We start from the raw sequence: 14262 nt of genomic DNA, 5'->3' as shown, positions 1-14262 counted from the left end.
CTTCCATGCCCTTTTCCCGATTATTTGGGGTGCGCTTGGCCCTGCGCCTTCTGGCATCCTTCCTTCTGATATCATTGTGCGGGCTCATTGCCCTTCTCGTCTGGATGAGCCGCCCCTGTCCCCCTCCTCTGGAAGGCATTCCCTTCTCAGCCTGCATCCTGGACAGGGACGGGCGACTTTTGCGCGTGGGCCTTGCCAGTGACGGTCGCTTTCGCCTTCGCACAAGCCTCGAGATGCTGCCTGGAGAAGCTATTGATGCTGTGTTGCACTACGAGGACAGGTATTTCTGGTACCATCCAGGTGTGAACCTCTTCTCCCTTGTGCGCGCAGGCCTCTCCATGCTTGCTGGCGGCCGCACCCTCGGAGGCTCTACCCTGACCATGCAGGTGGTCCGCCTTAAGTACAACCTGCGCACTGGCTCCCTCATGGACAAGCTGCGCCAGATGGCCCTGGCCCTGCGTCTTGAGTGGCACTACGACAAAAAGGACATTCTTGAGGCCTACTTTACCCTCGCTCCCTACGGGGGCAATGTGGAGGGCCTTGCAGCAGCTTCGCGCATCTACTTCCACAAGGATCCACGAAAGCTTTCCCTTACGGAAATCCTCTCCCTCGTGCCTGTCCCGCAAAACCCTGTCCGCAGGCGCCCCTCGTCCCAAAATCCCCATTTCCTTGCTGCTGCAGCAAGGCTGCAGGAAGAGTATGCCAGGCGCAACAACCTTCAGGTACGCATGCCGCTTACAAAAACCTCCCTCAGGGTCTACACAGCAAGAGATCTGCCCCTCAAGGCCATGCATCTTACAAGCGAGCTTTTGCAAGGCGGACTTTCCGGGGAGATCCGCACAACCCTCAATCTTTCCCTGCAGGAGCTTGTAGAAAGGCGCCTTTCCTCCTTTGCCACGCGTCTTGCGTCCTTTGGGGGCTGCAATGCGGCTGCCCTTCTCGTGCACTGGCCAACCCGTCACATTCTGGCCCTTGCCGGTTCCTCGTCCTTCTTCAACGAGGACATTGACGGGCAGGTCGATATCACCTCTGCCAGAAGATCCCCGGGCTCCACGCTCAAACCCTTTATCTACGCCCTTGCCCTGGAACAGGGGCTCATACACTCCAAAACGCTTTTGCTCGATTTGCCCCGCGACTTTGCAGGCTATGAGCCTGAAAATTTCGACGGCGGCTTTCAGGGGCCCTTGCCGGCAGACACGGCCTTGAGGCTCTCGCGCAATGTGCCTGCCATTTCCCTTGCAGGAAGTCTTGCGTCCCCTGGTCTCTACGGTTTTTTGCAGCGCTCAGGCGTAGACTTTGCCTTCCCCGAGGAACACTACGGCCTTAGCATTGTCCTTGGTGGTGCAGAGGTAACCGCCAGGGAGCTGGCAGCCCTCTACGCCACGCTGGCAGACGGTGGCATCTTCAGACCCCTGACCCTTCTTGAAAAGACTTCCGGGGCTGCATCGGGGGCTGCAAGGGACGATACTGCACAAAGACTGCTTTCCCCCGAGGCCGCCTTTGTCGTCACAAACATGCTTGGCAATGACAATCCCGACAACAGGGTCCGGGGCAGAAAAGGAAACTTCCTTCCCTTGCGCGTGAAGACAGGTACCTCCAACGGCCTGCGCGATGCCTGGACTTGCGGCATCTTCGGCCCCTACGTCCTTGTGGTCTGGGTGGGCAATGCCGACAACAGCGCAAATCCCCTCTTTGTGGGCGCGCGAACCGCCCTGCCTCTTTTCAGGGAACTGGCAAGGGCCATAACGGCAAGGGAAGACATACGGGATTTGCACGAAGTACCGGGGCCCAACCTTCGCCTGCGCCGTATTCCCGTCTGCTCCGCCACTGGCGATATCAACACCGATCTCTGCCCAGAGGCCCAGGACCAGACCGATGCCTGGTTCATACCCGGCGTCTCCCCTGTCCGGGAAACCGGCATCTTGCGCAAGGTGCGCATAAACTCCCGCACAGGCCTTCTCTCCTGCCCCGAGGATAGCGAAGCAAGCCATGAGATCGTCGCGGAATTCTGGCCAAGCGAACTGAAAAGGATGTATGCAGGGGCCGGCATACAAAAGCCCGATCCCCCCGCCTACGGCCCCTTGTGCGGCAAGACTGCTCCGAGAGGGCTTGCACCTCGCATCCTCCTTCCCAAGGAAGGGGTGCGCTTTCATGTGCGGGGAAACGATCCATTCTGTTCCCTTGTCCTTCTTGCCCACGCTGAGGCTGGCGTTGCAAGGCTTTTCTGGTTTTGTGACACGGATCTTGCCGGGGTCACGGCTCCTGGAGAGGAGCTGCTTCTTCGCATACCCCCCGGCGAGCATACACTTCGCGTGGTGGACGAGGCAGGCAGAAGCGCCACCCGCAAGCTCTCCATAGGACGCGTGCCCTGACATTGCCAAGGTACTCCGAAAGGCAGGCCGGCATACACTTTCCCTACTGCCGGATTCGGGATACGCAGCCATTTTCGGGCAATTTTGTGAGCCGGAGGATTCTTGCCTTCTCTCGTTCTTTTCTCTAGACTATGCCAAACGTGAGGCTTGTGCCCCGAAAGATTGCCTTTCGGGGAAAGCTTTTTTATGTCTCCAAAACATCCCCAAACTGCTCAATATCCTTTTTTATGGGGGAAATTTCAACGCATGACACGCAAAGACCGCACAGAAGGTATCTATAGTCGTCGCGAAGTTCTCGACGCCAACGAACGCAAGCAGTACTACCTGATTCAGCTGAAGGATCTGCTTGTCTACGCCTACAGATATTCGGAAGACGTCAAGAAGCGCTTTGACCGCGCCCAGTTCAATGTCGAAAAATTCAAGACCCTTTCCGATATCAAGCACATTCCTATTCTGAAGAAAAAAGAACTCATTTTTCTGCAGTCCATGGGACCGCGTCTTGGCGGCCTTCTGACCAAGGACATAGGGGATCTCAAGCGTATCTTCCTCTCTCCCGGACCCATCTTCGATCCCGAGGACAGGGCCGAGGACTACTGGGGCTATACCGAGGCCTTCTATTCTGTCGGCTTCCGTCCCGGCGACATCGTGCAGAACACCCTGAACTACCAGCTCACTCCTGCCGGTCTCATGTTCGAGGAACCCCTGCGCAACCTGGGCTGCTCAGTCATCCCCGCAGGTCCCAGCGAGGCTGCCACCCAGCTCGACATCATGCAGAAGCTGCGCGTGTCCGGCTACGTGGGCACACCGAGCTTTCTCATGCACCTTGCCCAGAAGACCGAGGAAAAGGGCCTCAACCTGCGCAAGGACCTCTTTTTGGAAGTGGGCTTTGTCACAGGCGAGCGTCTTTCCGAAAAGATGCGCAACCAGCTGGAAAAGAAATACGACATCATTGTCCGTCAGGGCTACGGCACTGCAGACGTTGGCTGCATAGGCTACGAATGCTTCCACAAGACCGGCCTGCACATTGCCAACCGCTGCTACGTGGAAATCTGCCATCCCGACACCGGCATTCCGCTCAAGGACGGCGAGACTGGCGAAATCGTGGTCACGGCCTTCAACAAGACCTATCCCCTTATTCGCCTTGCCACTGGTGACCTCTCCTACATTGACCGCTCGCCTTGCGCCTGCGGCCGCACAAGCCCGCGCCTTGGCAACATCGTCGGTCGCGTGGACACCACTGCCAGGATCATGGGCATGTTCGTCTACCCGCATCAGGTCGAGCAGGTCATGAGCCGCTTCGAGGAAGTGAAGCGCTGGCAGATCGTGGTCACCAACCCCGACGGCATAGACGAGATGACCCTGCACATCGAGGCCAGCGAGTTCAGCCGCGAGGACGAGCTTTTGCATCAGTTCCGCGAGAAGATAAAGCTGCGTCCAAAGCTGAAGCTCCTCACCCCCGGCTCGCTTCCGCCACAGATTCGCCCCATCGACGACAAGCGCCGCTGGGACTAGGCTTTCCTGGAGCACACCATGTCCAGTCTACAGACTCTTATCGACTTTCTGCAGGACTACCACACAAGGGTCTTTGCCTGCGAAGAGGAAGGCAAAAAGGCACTCGATGCCAACGATGGTCCGGCCTATCAAAAGGCCATGAAGCAAAAGGCCATCCTCATGTCCGAAATCTTCGAGGCTGCAGGCCCCTGTCTTTCCGCCCTCGAGGGCGAGGTAAAGCAGAAGGCCACGGACAAGCTGCGCCGCTTCTCGCGCGTTGCCTCCTTCAGCCTGGATATAAACTCTCCCTTCTTCTGGTCCGCCCTGCTCTGGGACGAGGACGCTCCCGCCGATCAGCCGGACAATCTGCAGCTGTTCATAAACGAGCTGAAATCTACTCCGGAGGCCTAGGATGTCCCGTTTCCTTTCACTTCTCCTTGTCCTTGCCCTTCTCTCTGTGGCCGGCATTTCCTTCGCCATGCCCGGAGCCGGAAGCAGCGGCATGGACGCAGCCCGCGCCTCCTTCAACAAGGCAGACACCAACAAGGACGAAAACCTTAGCAAGGAAGAGTTCATGGCTGCCTTTTCCGGCATGAAGGACGAGGCCTTTGCCGCCATTGACACGGACAGGGATGGAAAGATCTCCCGTCAGGAATGGCAGGCCTTTGCCATCAACCATTCCATGGGCCGCAGTGGTCAGGGAAGCGGCATGCCGCCCAAGGCTGCCCCTGCCCCGAACGCCCTGCCCATGGTGACGCCGCCTGCCAAGTAGGAGAGATCCAGCATGGAAGAGCGTGTGCAGCGTCTCGAAGAGGACAACTACTTCCTGTCCCGCAGGGTCAGGCAGCTCGACGAGGCCCTGACCCTGCAACAGCGCCAGTTGGATGACCTTGAGCGCAAGCTTGCAAGAATGTCAGCCGAGGTGGAGCGCCTGAAGGAGATTGCCGAGGAAGGCAATGCTCCCGTGAACACACCCCCTCCCCACTACAACTCCTGGTGAGAGAGCCCAAACACCTTCACAAAAAAACTGGCAGGAAATGCTCCTGCCAGTTTTTTTGTTGCTTTTTGCAAGCCTTGACTAGGCCTTGTCTTCGGCCAAGCCCTCCTGCCATTTGGCAAGGCGCCTTCTGTAGTAGCGCTCAAGGCCTATCCAGTGCGAGGCCGTAAAACCCGTAGCGTCCCTGAGCTTGAAGGCAAGCTCCTTTGTGAGCTCAAGCTCGCCCTTGTAGAAGCTGTCCAGCTCCTCCAGGGCAAGCCCCAGGCGTCGTGCTGCCTGCTCGCGACTCACATAGGTCTTGTTCATGATATCCTCTACCAGTTGTCCCGGGCTTACGATGCTTGCGGGACGGGATGCCAGTGTATTTGTATCCATGATTATGTTCCTCGACTTGCCCGGATTTGGGGATTTTTTCCCTGGGCATAAGAAGACATAAGACCTTGCCTGCACTCTGACCAGCCCCCAAAGTGCAAAAAAAGGCGATCCGTTTTGTACGCGGATCGCCCTTTTGTATACCTTGGGAGAGCCGGGAAACTACCCGGACTTCGCCATCAGCTTTTAGAAGCCGAACTCATCCTTGCCACTGTCGCCAAAGCCGAATTCGTCAGCGGGAGCCTTTTCCTCTGCAGGAGCTGCGGCTTCGCCGCCAAAGCCTGCGCCGCCACCGAAGCCGAACTCGTCGGCACCACCGCCGAAGCCGAATTCATCGGCGGCGCCGCCGCCAAAGCCGAACTCGTCACCACCAGCTGCTGCTGCGGCTGCACCTGCGGCAGCAGCACCAGCGGCTGCAGCTGCGGCACCGGCTGCTGCCGGAGCGGCAATGGAGATGTGCTTCAGATTTTCCTTGATGGCGTTCTTGATGGTGTCAAGCAGCTCTTCCTCGTTGAGAGCCATCTTGCCCTGGAACTCCATGGTCTGACGCCTCAGGGCACCCATTTCCTTCTTCTGGTCCTTGAGCTGTGCCTCGAACTGATCGGCCTTCTTCTGGGCCGCGGCAAGCTTGGCTTCCAGGGGCTTCAGGGTTTCCACCTGGGCTGTCAGGGCAGCCACTTCACGCTGCAGGGCCGAAACCTCGTCGTGCTTGTCGGCAAGGGTTTTCAGCACTGCCTGGCAGGTGGCCTTCATGCCGCCGGCCATGGCAGGCAGGCTCACCTTGTCGCCAAAGATCTGGGCGCCGCGGACAACGAAATTGCTCCAGGTCTCCTTCTCCTCGTTCCAGACCAGGTCTGCGAACTTGGGGTAGAGTCTGGCAATCCAGGCAGCCGCAAAGGGAGCGGCAACCAGAGCCTTGCAGTTGCAGTTGATGGATTCGCCAAGGATGTATCCGGCGATTTCTCTCAAATCACAGTCTTTTTTGCCGGCAGCAAGTGCCAGGACTGTCTCGATGGGGAAGACCCTGCGTTCTGAATCAGCCATTGTTTATCCCTCCTCGAAAATGCTCGAGAGTTTGTTTGTCCTGTTTTTCTAACCACGCCCGTACATGCGGACATACAGAAGTGCAGCCGCACGGTAAGCAAGATGCCCGAGCTTCGACCAGGGAAGATAGGCAAAGAGCATCCACACAAACACCAGGTGCAGGTAGTACACGATGTAGGCGCAATGCACGGCGTCGGCCAGCCTGAACATCTGGGAAAGGCAGCCTGTAAGGGTGATGACCCAGATTATCCCCAAAAGATACCAGTCCTGGTAGTTGGAGGTAAAGAAGCGGGGATTCTGACGCTTGCGGCGTATGGTCAGAAGGACAAGGCCTATCAGCAGGACCACTGCGCCGAAGTTGGCCAGGATTTTCACCGGGAAGACAAGAGACATGGGTGTCTCGATGCTGAGGAAGGGAATGACCTTGCCAACCCAGTGGCCGCCAGCGACCACTGCCGTGACGATCATCAGGCAGACAAAGCCTATGACAACACACATGTGCCCGCTCTTGCGGGAATGGCTGGGCTGTCCGGTAGCAGGACCGCTTTCGCAATCGTCAAACTTCTTGTGGCTGCCGATTTCTTCCCAGAGCATTTCGAGAAGGTGCTGGTACCAGGGCTTTGTGGGGCCTATGACCAGAGTCCTCTTGCCAGCCGAGAAGTTTTTCCACAGCTGGCTGCAGCCCCTGTAGAGCAGAAAGACTGCGCCAAAGAAGGTGAGCATGAAGATGGGGTCAATGGTGTAGTCGCCGTAGAAGATCTGGCCGAACACGATGCGGCCGTCTTCGGTGCGCGGGAACCAGGACCCCACAATGGCTGCCCTGATGGCCCAGACCACCAGCCAGATGATGGCAGGGATCAGGAAAAGAATGGGCAGACCCTTGGGAGAGCTCATCCACTCGCCAACCTTGGCGGGTTTCACGAGCTTCTTGTAGGCAATATTGCGGCAGGCCGCCATGACATCTGCGGGCTTTGCACCTCTGGGGCACAGCTCTGCACAGTTGCCACAGTTGTGGCATAGCCAGATATCGGGATCCGAGAGCAGCCTGTCCTTCTGTCCCCAGGAAGCCCAGACCATTTCCTTGCGCGGATAGGGTGAGTTGGCCGGCGCCATGGGGCAGGCTACGGAGCAGGTAGCGCACTGATAGCACTTTTTCAGGCTGTCGGCGCCCGCATCCATGAGTTCTCTGGCAAAGCCGGAGTCCGGAGTAAGGGTAACGTTTGCCATTTGTGCCTACCTCCTACATGGCCTTGAAGGGGTTGGGTCCCATCTGTTCAATGCGTTTCACAAAGCCGTCGATCATTTCCGTCACATGGTCGGCCTCGTCAATGGCCAGCTCGAACTGTTCCACGCGTTCGGGTTCGACACCAAGGCGGTTCAGAGTTTCGGCAATGTTGGTCATGCGGCGAGAGCACAGTTCGGAACCCTTCACAAAGTGGCACTGGTAGTCGTCGCCGTATTTGCAGCCCAGAAGCATCACGCCGTCAAAGCCCTTGCTCATGGCGTCGGAGACCCAGATGGCGTTCACGGAACCAAGGCAGCGCACGGGGATGATGCGCACATAGGGGCTCCACCTGTATCCCTGCAGGGCGGCCATGTCCAATGCGGGATAGGCGTCGTTTTCGCAGGCCAGGATGAGGATGCGCGGACCGGCGGTCTTGAAGTCCTTGGGAACCGTGACCTCGCGAATCATGGAGCCAACCTGATCGATGTTGTAGTTGGCAAAGGAAATGACGCGCTCGGGGCAGGCACCAAAGCAGGTGCCGCAGCGGCGGCAGCGTGCCGGATTGGGTTTCGGCGTACCCTTCTCATCGTCGTCCAGGGCGCCGAAGGGGCATTCCTCCGTGCAGCGCTTGCACTGGGTGCAGCGCACGAAGTTGAACACGGGATAGGTTCCGTCACCGGAGCGCGGATGCACTGCTACGCCGTGTTCAGCGCACTCGATGGCCTGGATGGCCTTGAGCACTGCACCGCGGGCGTCCAAGAGGCAGCCGTCCAGGGTCATGGGCTGACGCACGCAGCCAGCTGCGTACACGCCGGTGCGACGGGTTTCGTAGGGGAAGCAGATGTAGTTGGAGTCGAGGTAGCCGTCGAAGAGCTCAAGATCCGGGAAGTCCGGGCCCTGACGGTATTCGAACTGCATGATTGCTTCCTTGGCGGAAACAGGCACAAGACCTGTGGGCAGGACAACGAGGTCGCAGTCGAGATCGAAGTCTATGCCAAGCAGGGTGTTCTCGCAGGAGACGACCATGTGATCGGCCTTCTGGCTGATGGAGGTCACGTCCGCCTTGGTCATCATGAGGCCGAGCCTGTCCTGCATGGTGCGATAGAAGCGCTCGAGGATGCCGGGCACCACCATGTCCTTGTAGAGGACATAGCACTGGGTCTCGTCGTTGGTCTTCTCGCACACGCTCTGGGCAAGACGGAGCATGCCAACAGAGTTCACTGCGTTGGAGTAGCGCAGATGCTCGATGCTCTCGAGGTCTGCCTTCACGAAGACTGCCTCTTCCTCGCCCTCTGCGGCGGGAGCTGCGGGAGCCTCGGCCTCGGCAGCTGCCTTGGCCTTTGCTTCCTCTTCGGCTGCAGCCTTGGCTGCTTCCTCGGCTATGGTGGTATCAAGCACAAAGGCTATGCGGCGCGCGGTGATCTGGCCGGCGAGGAAGGCTTTGCCGAACTCTGCGGCGTGCATGACCATGGGAGTGGAGCCGTAACCCATGCTCTCGAGATACTTGGGAGCAAGGGGCGTCCAGCCGGCTGCCACAACAGCGGAACCCACCTCGATGGTCTTCTCGCCCTTGGGAGTGTTCAGGGTCAGGGTGTATTCGCCGGGCTGACCTGCCAGTTTGGCCACTGTGGAGGAAAGATAGACTGTGATGAGATCGTTTTTCTCGACAGCCGCGATCTTTTCCGGAAGGCCAGTGCTTTCCTTTGCGTCCCAGGGGGCATGCAGGGGAGAGCCTGTGGGAATGTTGTTCACGGCACCGCCGAGGCGATCGCTCTTTTCGACCAGCACGACCTCGTAGCCGCTCTCGGCAGCCTCAAGGGCTGCGGTGAGGCCGGTGAAGCCACCGCCCACAACGAGAATGCGATGCACGCCCTTTTCCAGGGCAGCGGAGTCGGGGAGATTGCCCTTCTGCAGCTTGACCACGCCCATGTTGACGTAGTCTGTGGCAATCTCGGTCAGAAGTGCGGGAGCGGGAGCGCCTTCGACGGGCGGATTGCCGGAAGGATCCTCATAGCTCAACACGCACTGTTCGCGCAGGTTGACGCGCTCGGTGAGAACCGGGAAGCGATAGAGATCCGTGTCCTGACGAGGGGAAGGACCGCAGATGAGCACGCCGTCAAGGCCGTTTTCCTCGATATCCTTGGAAATGGTCGCAGCATTTTCTGCGAGAACGGGGAAGACGCGAACGACAGCCACAAGGCTGTCCCATTTGCTTTTCACCCCTGCGGCCAGGGCTTCCACGTCAAGACCGCCGCCGATGTTGGCGGCATCAAAATAGACACCAATCTTGTTGGACATGCCGCCTACCTCCCTTCCACGGTCTGCACAGCCTTGAGGGCTGCGGCAGTGCCGGTTTGTGCGGAACGTGTAACATCAAGAGGCATGAGGGCACAGCCTGCGGTGAAGATGCCTTCTTCCTCGCCGCCCGTGACAAAGCCGTCTTCGTCCAGAGGCAGGGGCAGCGGGCAGTTGCCGAGAGAGAGCGAGGGCTGCATGCCTGTGGCAAGGACAACAAGGTCGTAGTCCATGGTGAGCTTTTCGCCACGGACTGCGTCTTCGGCCTGCACGCGGCAGCGGTCGCCTTCAATCTGCTCAACGTTGGCAACCTTGCCCTTGATGAAATTCACCCTGCCGGAGGCGCGTGCCTTGTCGAGGGTCTTGATGTAGCGGCCGGGGGTACGCAGATCGATGTAGTACACATCGCAGATGGCGTCCGGCACGGACTCGACCACATAGAAGCACTGCTTGATGGACGCCATGCAGCAGATATAGGAGCAGTAGTTGAGATGGTTCTGGTCGCGGGAGCCTGCGCACTGCACAAAGCACACGCGCTTGGGAGCAACCTGATCTGTGGGACGGACGATCTTGCCCTTGGTCGGACCATAGGGAGAAGCCAGGCGCTCCATCTGCATGTTGGTAATGCAGTTTGCGACGTTGCCTGCACCGAGATTCTTCAGATTGGTCACATCATAGGGTTTCCAGCCAGTGGCAACCACGATGGCACCGACATTGAGCTCGATGGTCTTGGGCTCGTCGTTCAGATTCACGAATTTGTTGCCTGCAAGCTTTGCCTTGTCGGAAGCGGTCAGGGCTTCGGCGTCGAGCACGTAGCGGCTCGGGAAGGCAAAGGGGGCAGATTTGTACAAGGCCTTGCGGGTAGACATACCGAAGTCGAACTCATTGCTGGTTTCGCCTTCGAGGGCAGAGGCAAAGAAGCCGAGATCCACCGCGTGGGCTGCCGTGTAACGAGGCTGAATCGTTACCTTGGCAGTATAATTGCCCTTTGTTCCGCTCAAGCTCGTTACCTCGGCCAGAGTGAAGAACTTTATGCGGGGATTGTTCCTGATGCGCTGGAACTGGATTTCCAGACCACAGGACGGGGGACAGAGTTTGGGGAAATATTTGTTGAGCTGGGCAACGCGTCCACCCAGGAACGGCGTTTTCTCGACGATATAGACGTCATGTCCCAGCTCCGCCGCTTCTATGGCGGCAGTCAGGCCCGCGAAGCCGCCGCCGACGACGAGAATGGCGCTGGACATTATAGCCTCCTAACTACTCGACATGAAAGGGGAGAACCCCCAAAACGGAGATTCTCCCCCGGAAGGATTAGATATACATCAACCTGTGGTTGCCCGACTAGTCAGGAATGATCTGGATGTAGGGCTTCTTGAAGACCTTGGTCTCGCCGGTGGCGGGATCGAAGCGGGAGTTCACGAAGCACTTCCACTTGCTGTCGTCAAGGCCCATATGGTCGGCGCGATAGTAGAAGCCGGGGTAACGGGTCTCTTCGCGGAAGGCAATGTGCTGCATGTGCAGACGCACTGTCCACAGACGATGGTAGTTTTCCCAGCAGCGGAGCAGTTCGTGCAGGTCGCGAGCTGCCAGCTTCTTGGAGTCCTCTTCGAGCATGCCGAGCAGGAAGAAGCCTGTGTCGAGCAGAGCCTTGGAGGTCATGTAGTAGGTGGACACGCCGCCGCCGTATTCGTCGGTGCACTTGATGAGGCGCATCATGAAGTTGCGGGGGCTGATGTAGTTCGGGTTGACAACGGGATCCGTGGAAACGTCCTTGTTCTCCACATAGGTGTAGTAAGGAGCGTAGATTTCCTTCTTCAGATCGTCGTTGGAGACGCCAAGCTCGGGCTTGAAGTCGGCGTGGTCACGCACGTAACGCACGGCAGCCTTGGCTGCGATACGGCCTTCAGCGTGGGAGCCGGAGGAGAACTTGTGGCCGGAAGCGCCCACGCCGTCGGCGCAGGTGAACAGACCGTCAACGGTGGTCATACGGTTGTAGACCTTGCCGTTGGCAGAGCGGACCTTGTATTCCTCGGGAACCCAGTCTTCGTCCGGACCGGAAGCCCAGATGCCGCAGCAGCCGGAGTGGGAGCCGAGCAGGTAGGGCTCTGTGGGCATGATTTCGGAGCCGCGATCCTCGGGTGCGGTGTTGGTGGCAGCCCAGAGGTTGGCCTGACCCACGCACATGTCGAGGAAGTCTTCCCAGGCTTCGCTCTCGAGGTCCTTCTGCTCTTCTTCGTTCAGGGTGGCGAAGGTGTTCAGCAGGGCGGTCTTGGTGTCCATGTAGATGGGGCCCTGGCCGTTGCGCATTTCATTCAGCATCATGTGGTTGCGCAGGCAGGTGGGGACAACCTTGCCGGTGGCGTAGCCGCGCTTCTGGTAAGGAACGAGCATGTCCTTACGGGTCACGCAGTAGTCTTCACCCTTGGCGTTGGTGGCTTTTGCCTTGAAGAGCAGGAACCATGCGCCGACCGGGCCGTAGCCGTCCTTGAAGCGGGCGGGCACGAAGCGGTTTTCCATCATGGTCATTTCTGCACCGACCTGGGCGCAGAGGGTGTAGGTGGAACCGGCGTTCCACACGGGGTACCATGCACGGCCCATGCCTTCACCGGTGGAGCGGGGACGGTAGATGTTCACGGCGCCGCCGCAGCACACGATCATGGCGTTGCTGCGGAAGACGTGAACAACGTTCTCACGGGTGGAGAAGCCCACTGCGCCAGCGATGCGGTTGGGGGTGTTCTTGTCGAGAAGCAGTTTCACGACGAACACGCGCTCGAGCAGACGATCCTCGCCAAGGGCGTTCTTGGCAGCTTCGGCCACGATGCACTTGTAGGATTCGCCGTTGATCATGATCTGCCAGCGACCGGAACGGACGGGGGCGTCACCCTTGCGGATGGACTTGCCAGCGGCCTTGGCCTGGGCGCCGTTCATGTTGTGACCGTCGTCGCCCTTCACCCAAATGGGGAGGCCCCAGTCTTCGAAGAGCTTCACGCTGTCGTCAACGTGACGGCCGCAGTCGAAGATAAGGTCTTCACGGACGATGCCCATAAGGTCGGTGCGGACCATGCGGACGTAGTCGTCGGCGGTGTTGTTTTCAAGGAAGGTGTTGATGGCGGAAAGGCCTTGGGCCACGGCGCCGGAACGCTCGAGGGAGGCTTTGTCCACGCAGAGGATCTTCATGCCCAGTTTGTCGCCCCAGCGGACGGCTTCAACTGCGGCACCGGTGGCACCCATGCCACCACCCACGATGAGAAGGTCAACGTCGTGTTCTTTAACTTCAGGTTCGGAAATGGCAACGCCGCGGGGCGCTTCCTTCACAGGAATCATAGGCATAGTAGCAACTCCTTAAATGATTTGAAACTTTCTGACAAAGATCGTTTGCAGTCTATTTGAAGACCATTTCCTTGTCGGCCTCGGCAACTTCAAACTTCTTGTTCAGAAGCTGCTGGGGCTTAACCAGTTCCTTCTCGGTGTAGAGAAGTTCGTTTTCCAAATCATCGGTGTCGGTCGGCCAATCCTTGAAGGGATCGATGGAACCTTCGGGAGTTGTGCGGATCGGGAACTTGAAGCGCTTGACGTTGCCGTTGCGGAAGTTAACCGTCCACATGATGGAGTCGGCAGAACGCATGGGGATACAGGTACCGCCCATGGGAGCGAAGTCTGCGTAAGGACGAGCGGAAATGGCGCCCTGGGGGCAGATTTTCACACAGGAATAGCATTCCCAGCATGCATCGGGTTCCTGGTTGTAAGCCTTCATGGCATCGGGGTCCAGGATCATGAGATCGTTGGGACAGATGTACATGCAGGCAGTCTTTTCGCCGCCCTTGCAGCCGTCGCATTTTGACGGATCAACAAATGTAGGCATACGTTCCTCCATAGTTAATTTTGTGAATGTTTTTCGGAGGCGATCCGCACATTGGAAGGCCTTCCGCAAAGAACTTGGGAAATCTGTAACAAGCTACCCCCAGCTAGTCAAGCGCCTTGCAAGATTTTTTGTTGTTTCTCTTGCACTATTCTTTTGCAAGCAATTTGAATTCCTTGCTTATTTTTCAAAAATCCCCCTGGAAAAACTTTTTTTGCCCCTTGTGCCAAGCCTTGTTGCCCTCCCCGAAATGGCGATCTCGTGGCAAAATCGGCTTTTTTTGTCTCACTTGCAATAAAGTTTTCTGGTTGCTATATTGATCAACTTTTCTTTGAAAAAAAGTAAAAAAACGCGTTACAACAGAAAAAGCCCCCAGAGATTGTGATTTTCTTCTCAAATGCAAAAAACCTGTTTTTCGGGCTTACAGTGCCTGTTTCGTTACAGCTGAAGGTTCGCTTTTGCCTGGGCTGGACCAGGCACCCTCATAGCCAAATCTGCCGTGAAGCCTCCCCGCGCTTATGCGCGGGGCTTCCTCCCTTGGGACTCGGGAGGACTACCCTGCTTTCGATACGGGATGCGTCAGCACTGATCTGAAGATCAGACGCTC

13 protein-coding genes are annotated in these 14262 nt (G+C 58.0%); 5 read left to right on the top strand and 8 right to left on the bottom strand.

Annotation, left to right across the window (positions count from 1 at the left end):
* The first annotated feature begins 5 nt into the window (after window positions 1-5).
* The 5 genes from pbpC (at window position 6) to B5F76_RS06555 (ending at window position 4863) form a co-directional block, all read left to right on the top strand.
* Window positions 6-2372 (top strand): penicillin-binding protein 1C, encoded by a 2367-nt coding sequence (gene pbpC, locus B5F76_RS06575; RefSeq protein WP_087352606.1) that lies wholly within the window; start codon window positions 6-8, stop codon window positions 2370-2372.
* Window positions 2373-2618: 246 nt separating this feature from the next.
* Window positions 2619-3884 carry a phenylacetate--CoA ligase family protein gene (locus B5F76_RS06570; protein WP_087352543.1) on the top strand — a complete coding sequence of 422 codons (1266 nt, stop codon included), beginning with the start codon at window positions 2619-2621 and terminating at the stop codon, window positions 3882-3884.
* 18 nt (window positions 3885-3902) lie between these two features.
* Entirely contained in the window at window positions 3903-4274 is a 372-nt protein-coding gene (locus tag B5F76_RS06565; protein ID WP_087352541.1) for a hypothetical protein, read from the top strand.
* A gap of 1 nt (window position 4275) precedes the next feature.
* Complete coding sequence (locus B5F76_RS06560) at window positions 4276-4635, top strand: EF-hand domain-containing protein (RefSeq protein WP_087352539.1); 360 nt, start codon at window positions 4276-4278, stop codon at window positions 4633-4635.
* Between the two features lie 12 nt (window positions 4636-4647).
* Window positions 4648-4863 (top strand): SlyX family protein, encoded by a 216-nt coding sequence (locus tag B5F76_RS06555; RefSeq protein ID WP_087352537.1) that lies wholly within the window; start codon window positions 4648-4650, stop codon window positions 4861-4863.
* Between the two features lie 78 nt (window positions 4864-4941).
* On the opposite strand, the gene B5F76_RS06550 is transcribed toward B5F76_RS06555, so the two are convergent.
* The 8 genes from B5F76_RS06550 to B5F76_RS14805 all read right to left on the bottom strand — a co-directional run bounded on the left by B5F76_RS06550 (window position 4942) and on the right by B5F76_RS14805 (window position 14052).
* Window positions 4942-5235: a helix-turn-helix transcriptional regulator gene (locus B5F76_RS06550; protein WP_087352535.1), complete on the bottom strand. Its 294-nt coding sequence runs from the start codon at window positions 5233-5235 to the stop codon at window positions 4942-4944.
* A gap of 183 nt (window positions 5236-5418) precedes the next feature.
* The gene (locus B5F76_RS15115) at window positions 5419-6276 is read right to left on the bottom strand and encodes a hypothetical protein (RefSeq protein ID WP_087352533.1); all 858 of its coding nucleotides are present in this window, start codon (window positions 6274-6276) and stop codon (window positions 5419-5421) included.
* Window positions 6277-6324: 48 nt separating this feature from the next.
* Entirely contained in the window at window positions 6325-7503 is a 1179-nt protein-coding gene (qmoC, locus tag B5F76_RS06540; RefSeq protein ID WP_087352531.1) for a quinone-interacting membrane-bound oxidoreductase complex subunit QmoC, read from the bottom strand.
* 13 nt (window positions 7504-7516) lie between these two features.
* A complete protein-coding gene (locus B5F76_RS06535) occupies window positions 7517-9799 on the bottom strand; it encodes an FAD-dependent oxidoreductase (RefSeq protein ID WP_087352529.1) in 2283 nt (760 codons plus the stop codon).
* 5 nt (window positions 9800-9804) lie between these two features.
* Window positions 9805-11040: a CoB--CoM heterodisulfide reductase iron-sulfur subunit A family protein gene (locus tag B5F76_RS06530; protein ID WP_087352527.1), complete on the bottom strand. Its 1236-nt coding sequence runs from the start codon at window positions 11038-11040 to the stop codon at window positions 9805-9807.
* Window positions 11041-11137: 97 nt separating this feature from the next.
* Window positions 11138-13126: an adenylyl-sulfate reductase subunit alpha gene (gene aprA / locus B5F76_RS06525; protein ID WP_087352525.1), complete on the bottom strand. Its 1989-nt coding sequence runs from the start codon at window positions 13124-13126 to the stop codon at window positions 11138-11140.
* 52 nt (window positions 13127-13178) lie between these two features.
* A complete protein-coding gene (gene aprB, locus B5F76_RS06520; protein WP_087352523.1) occupies window positions 13179-13658 on the bottom strand; it encodes an adenylyl-sulfate reductase subunit beta in 480 nt (159 codons plus the stop codon).
* 184 nt (window positions 13659-13842) lie between these two features.
* Window positions 13843-14052 carry a hypothetical protein gene (locus B5F76_RS14805; protein ID WP_162608730.1) on the bottom strand — a complete coding sequence of 70 codons (210 nt, stop codon included), beginning with the start codon at window positions 14050-14052 and terminating at the stop codon, window positions 13843-13845.
* Window positions 14053-14262: the final 210 nt, after the last annotated feature.

Source organism: Desulfovibrio sp. An276 (genome assembly GCF_002159665.1).
Lineage (GTDB): Bacteria > Desulfobacterota > Desulfovibrionia > Desulfovibrionales > Desulfovibrionaceae > Desulfovibrio > Desulfovibrio faecigallinarum.
This window is presented reverse-complemented; position numbering and strand designations above follow the sequence as displayed.

What these genes read in the sequence shown, in the direction of transcription:
- pbpC (WP_087352606.1), top strand. Translation starts at nt 6, where the DNA reads ATGCCCTTTTCCCGATTATTTGGGGTGCGCTTGGCCCTGCGCCTTCTG.
- B5F76_RS06565 (WP_087352541.1), top strand. Translation starts at nt 3,903, where the DNA reads ATGTCCAGTCTACAGACTCTTATCGACTTTCTGCAGGACTACCACACA.
- B5F76_RS06535 (WP_087352529.1), bottom strand. Translation starts at nt 9,799, where the DNA reads ATGTCCAACAAGATTGGTGTCTATTTTGATGCCGCCAACATCGGCGGC.
- qmoC (WP_087352531.1), bottom strand. Translation starts at nt 7,503, where the DNA reads ATGGCAAACGTTACCCTTACTCCGGACTCCGGCTTTGCCAGAGAACTC.
- aprA (WP_087352525.1), bottom strand. Translation starts at nt 13,126, where the DNA reads ATGCCTATGATTCCTGTGAAGGAAGCGCCCCGCGGCGTTGCCATTTCC.
- aprB (WP_087352523.1), bottom strand. Translation starts at nt 13,658, where the DNA reads ATGCCTACATTTGTTGATCCGTCAAAATGCGACGGCTGCAAGGGCGGC.
- B5F76_RS15115 (WP_087352533.1), bottom strand. Translation starts at nt 6,276, where the DNA reads ATGGCTGATTCAGAACGCAGGGTCTTCCCCATCGAGACAGTCCTGGCA.
- B5F76_RS06560 (WP_087352539.1), top strand. Translation starts at nt 4,276, where the DNA reads ATGTCCCGTTTCCTTTCACTTCTCCTTGTCCTTGCCCTTCTCTCTGTG.
- B5F76_RS06550 (WP_087352535.1), bottom strand. Translation starts at nt 5,235, where the DNA reads ATGGATACAAATACACTGGCATCCCGTCCCGCAAGCATCGTAAGCCCG.
- B5F76_RS06570 (WP_087352543.1), top strand. Translation starts at nt 2,619, where the DNA reads ATGACACGCAAAGACCGCACAGAAGGTATCTATAGTCGTCGCGAAGTT.
- B5F76_RS06530 (WP_087352527.1), bottom strand. Translation starts at nt 11,040, where the DNA reads ATGTCCAGCGCCATTCTCGTCGTCGGCGGCGGCTTCGCGGGCCTGACT.
- B5F76_RS06555 (WP_087352537.1), top strand. Translation starts at nt 4,648, where the DNA reads ATGGAAGAGCGTGTGCAGCGTCTCGAAGAGGACAACTACTTCCTGTCC.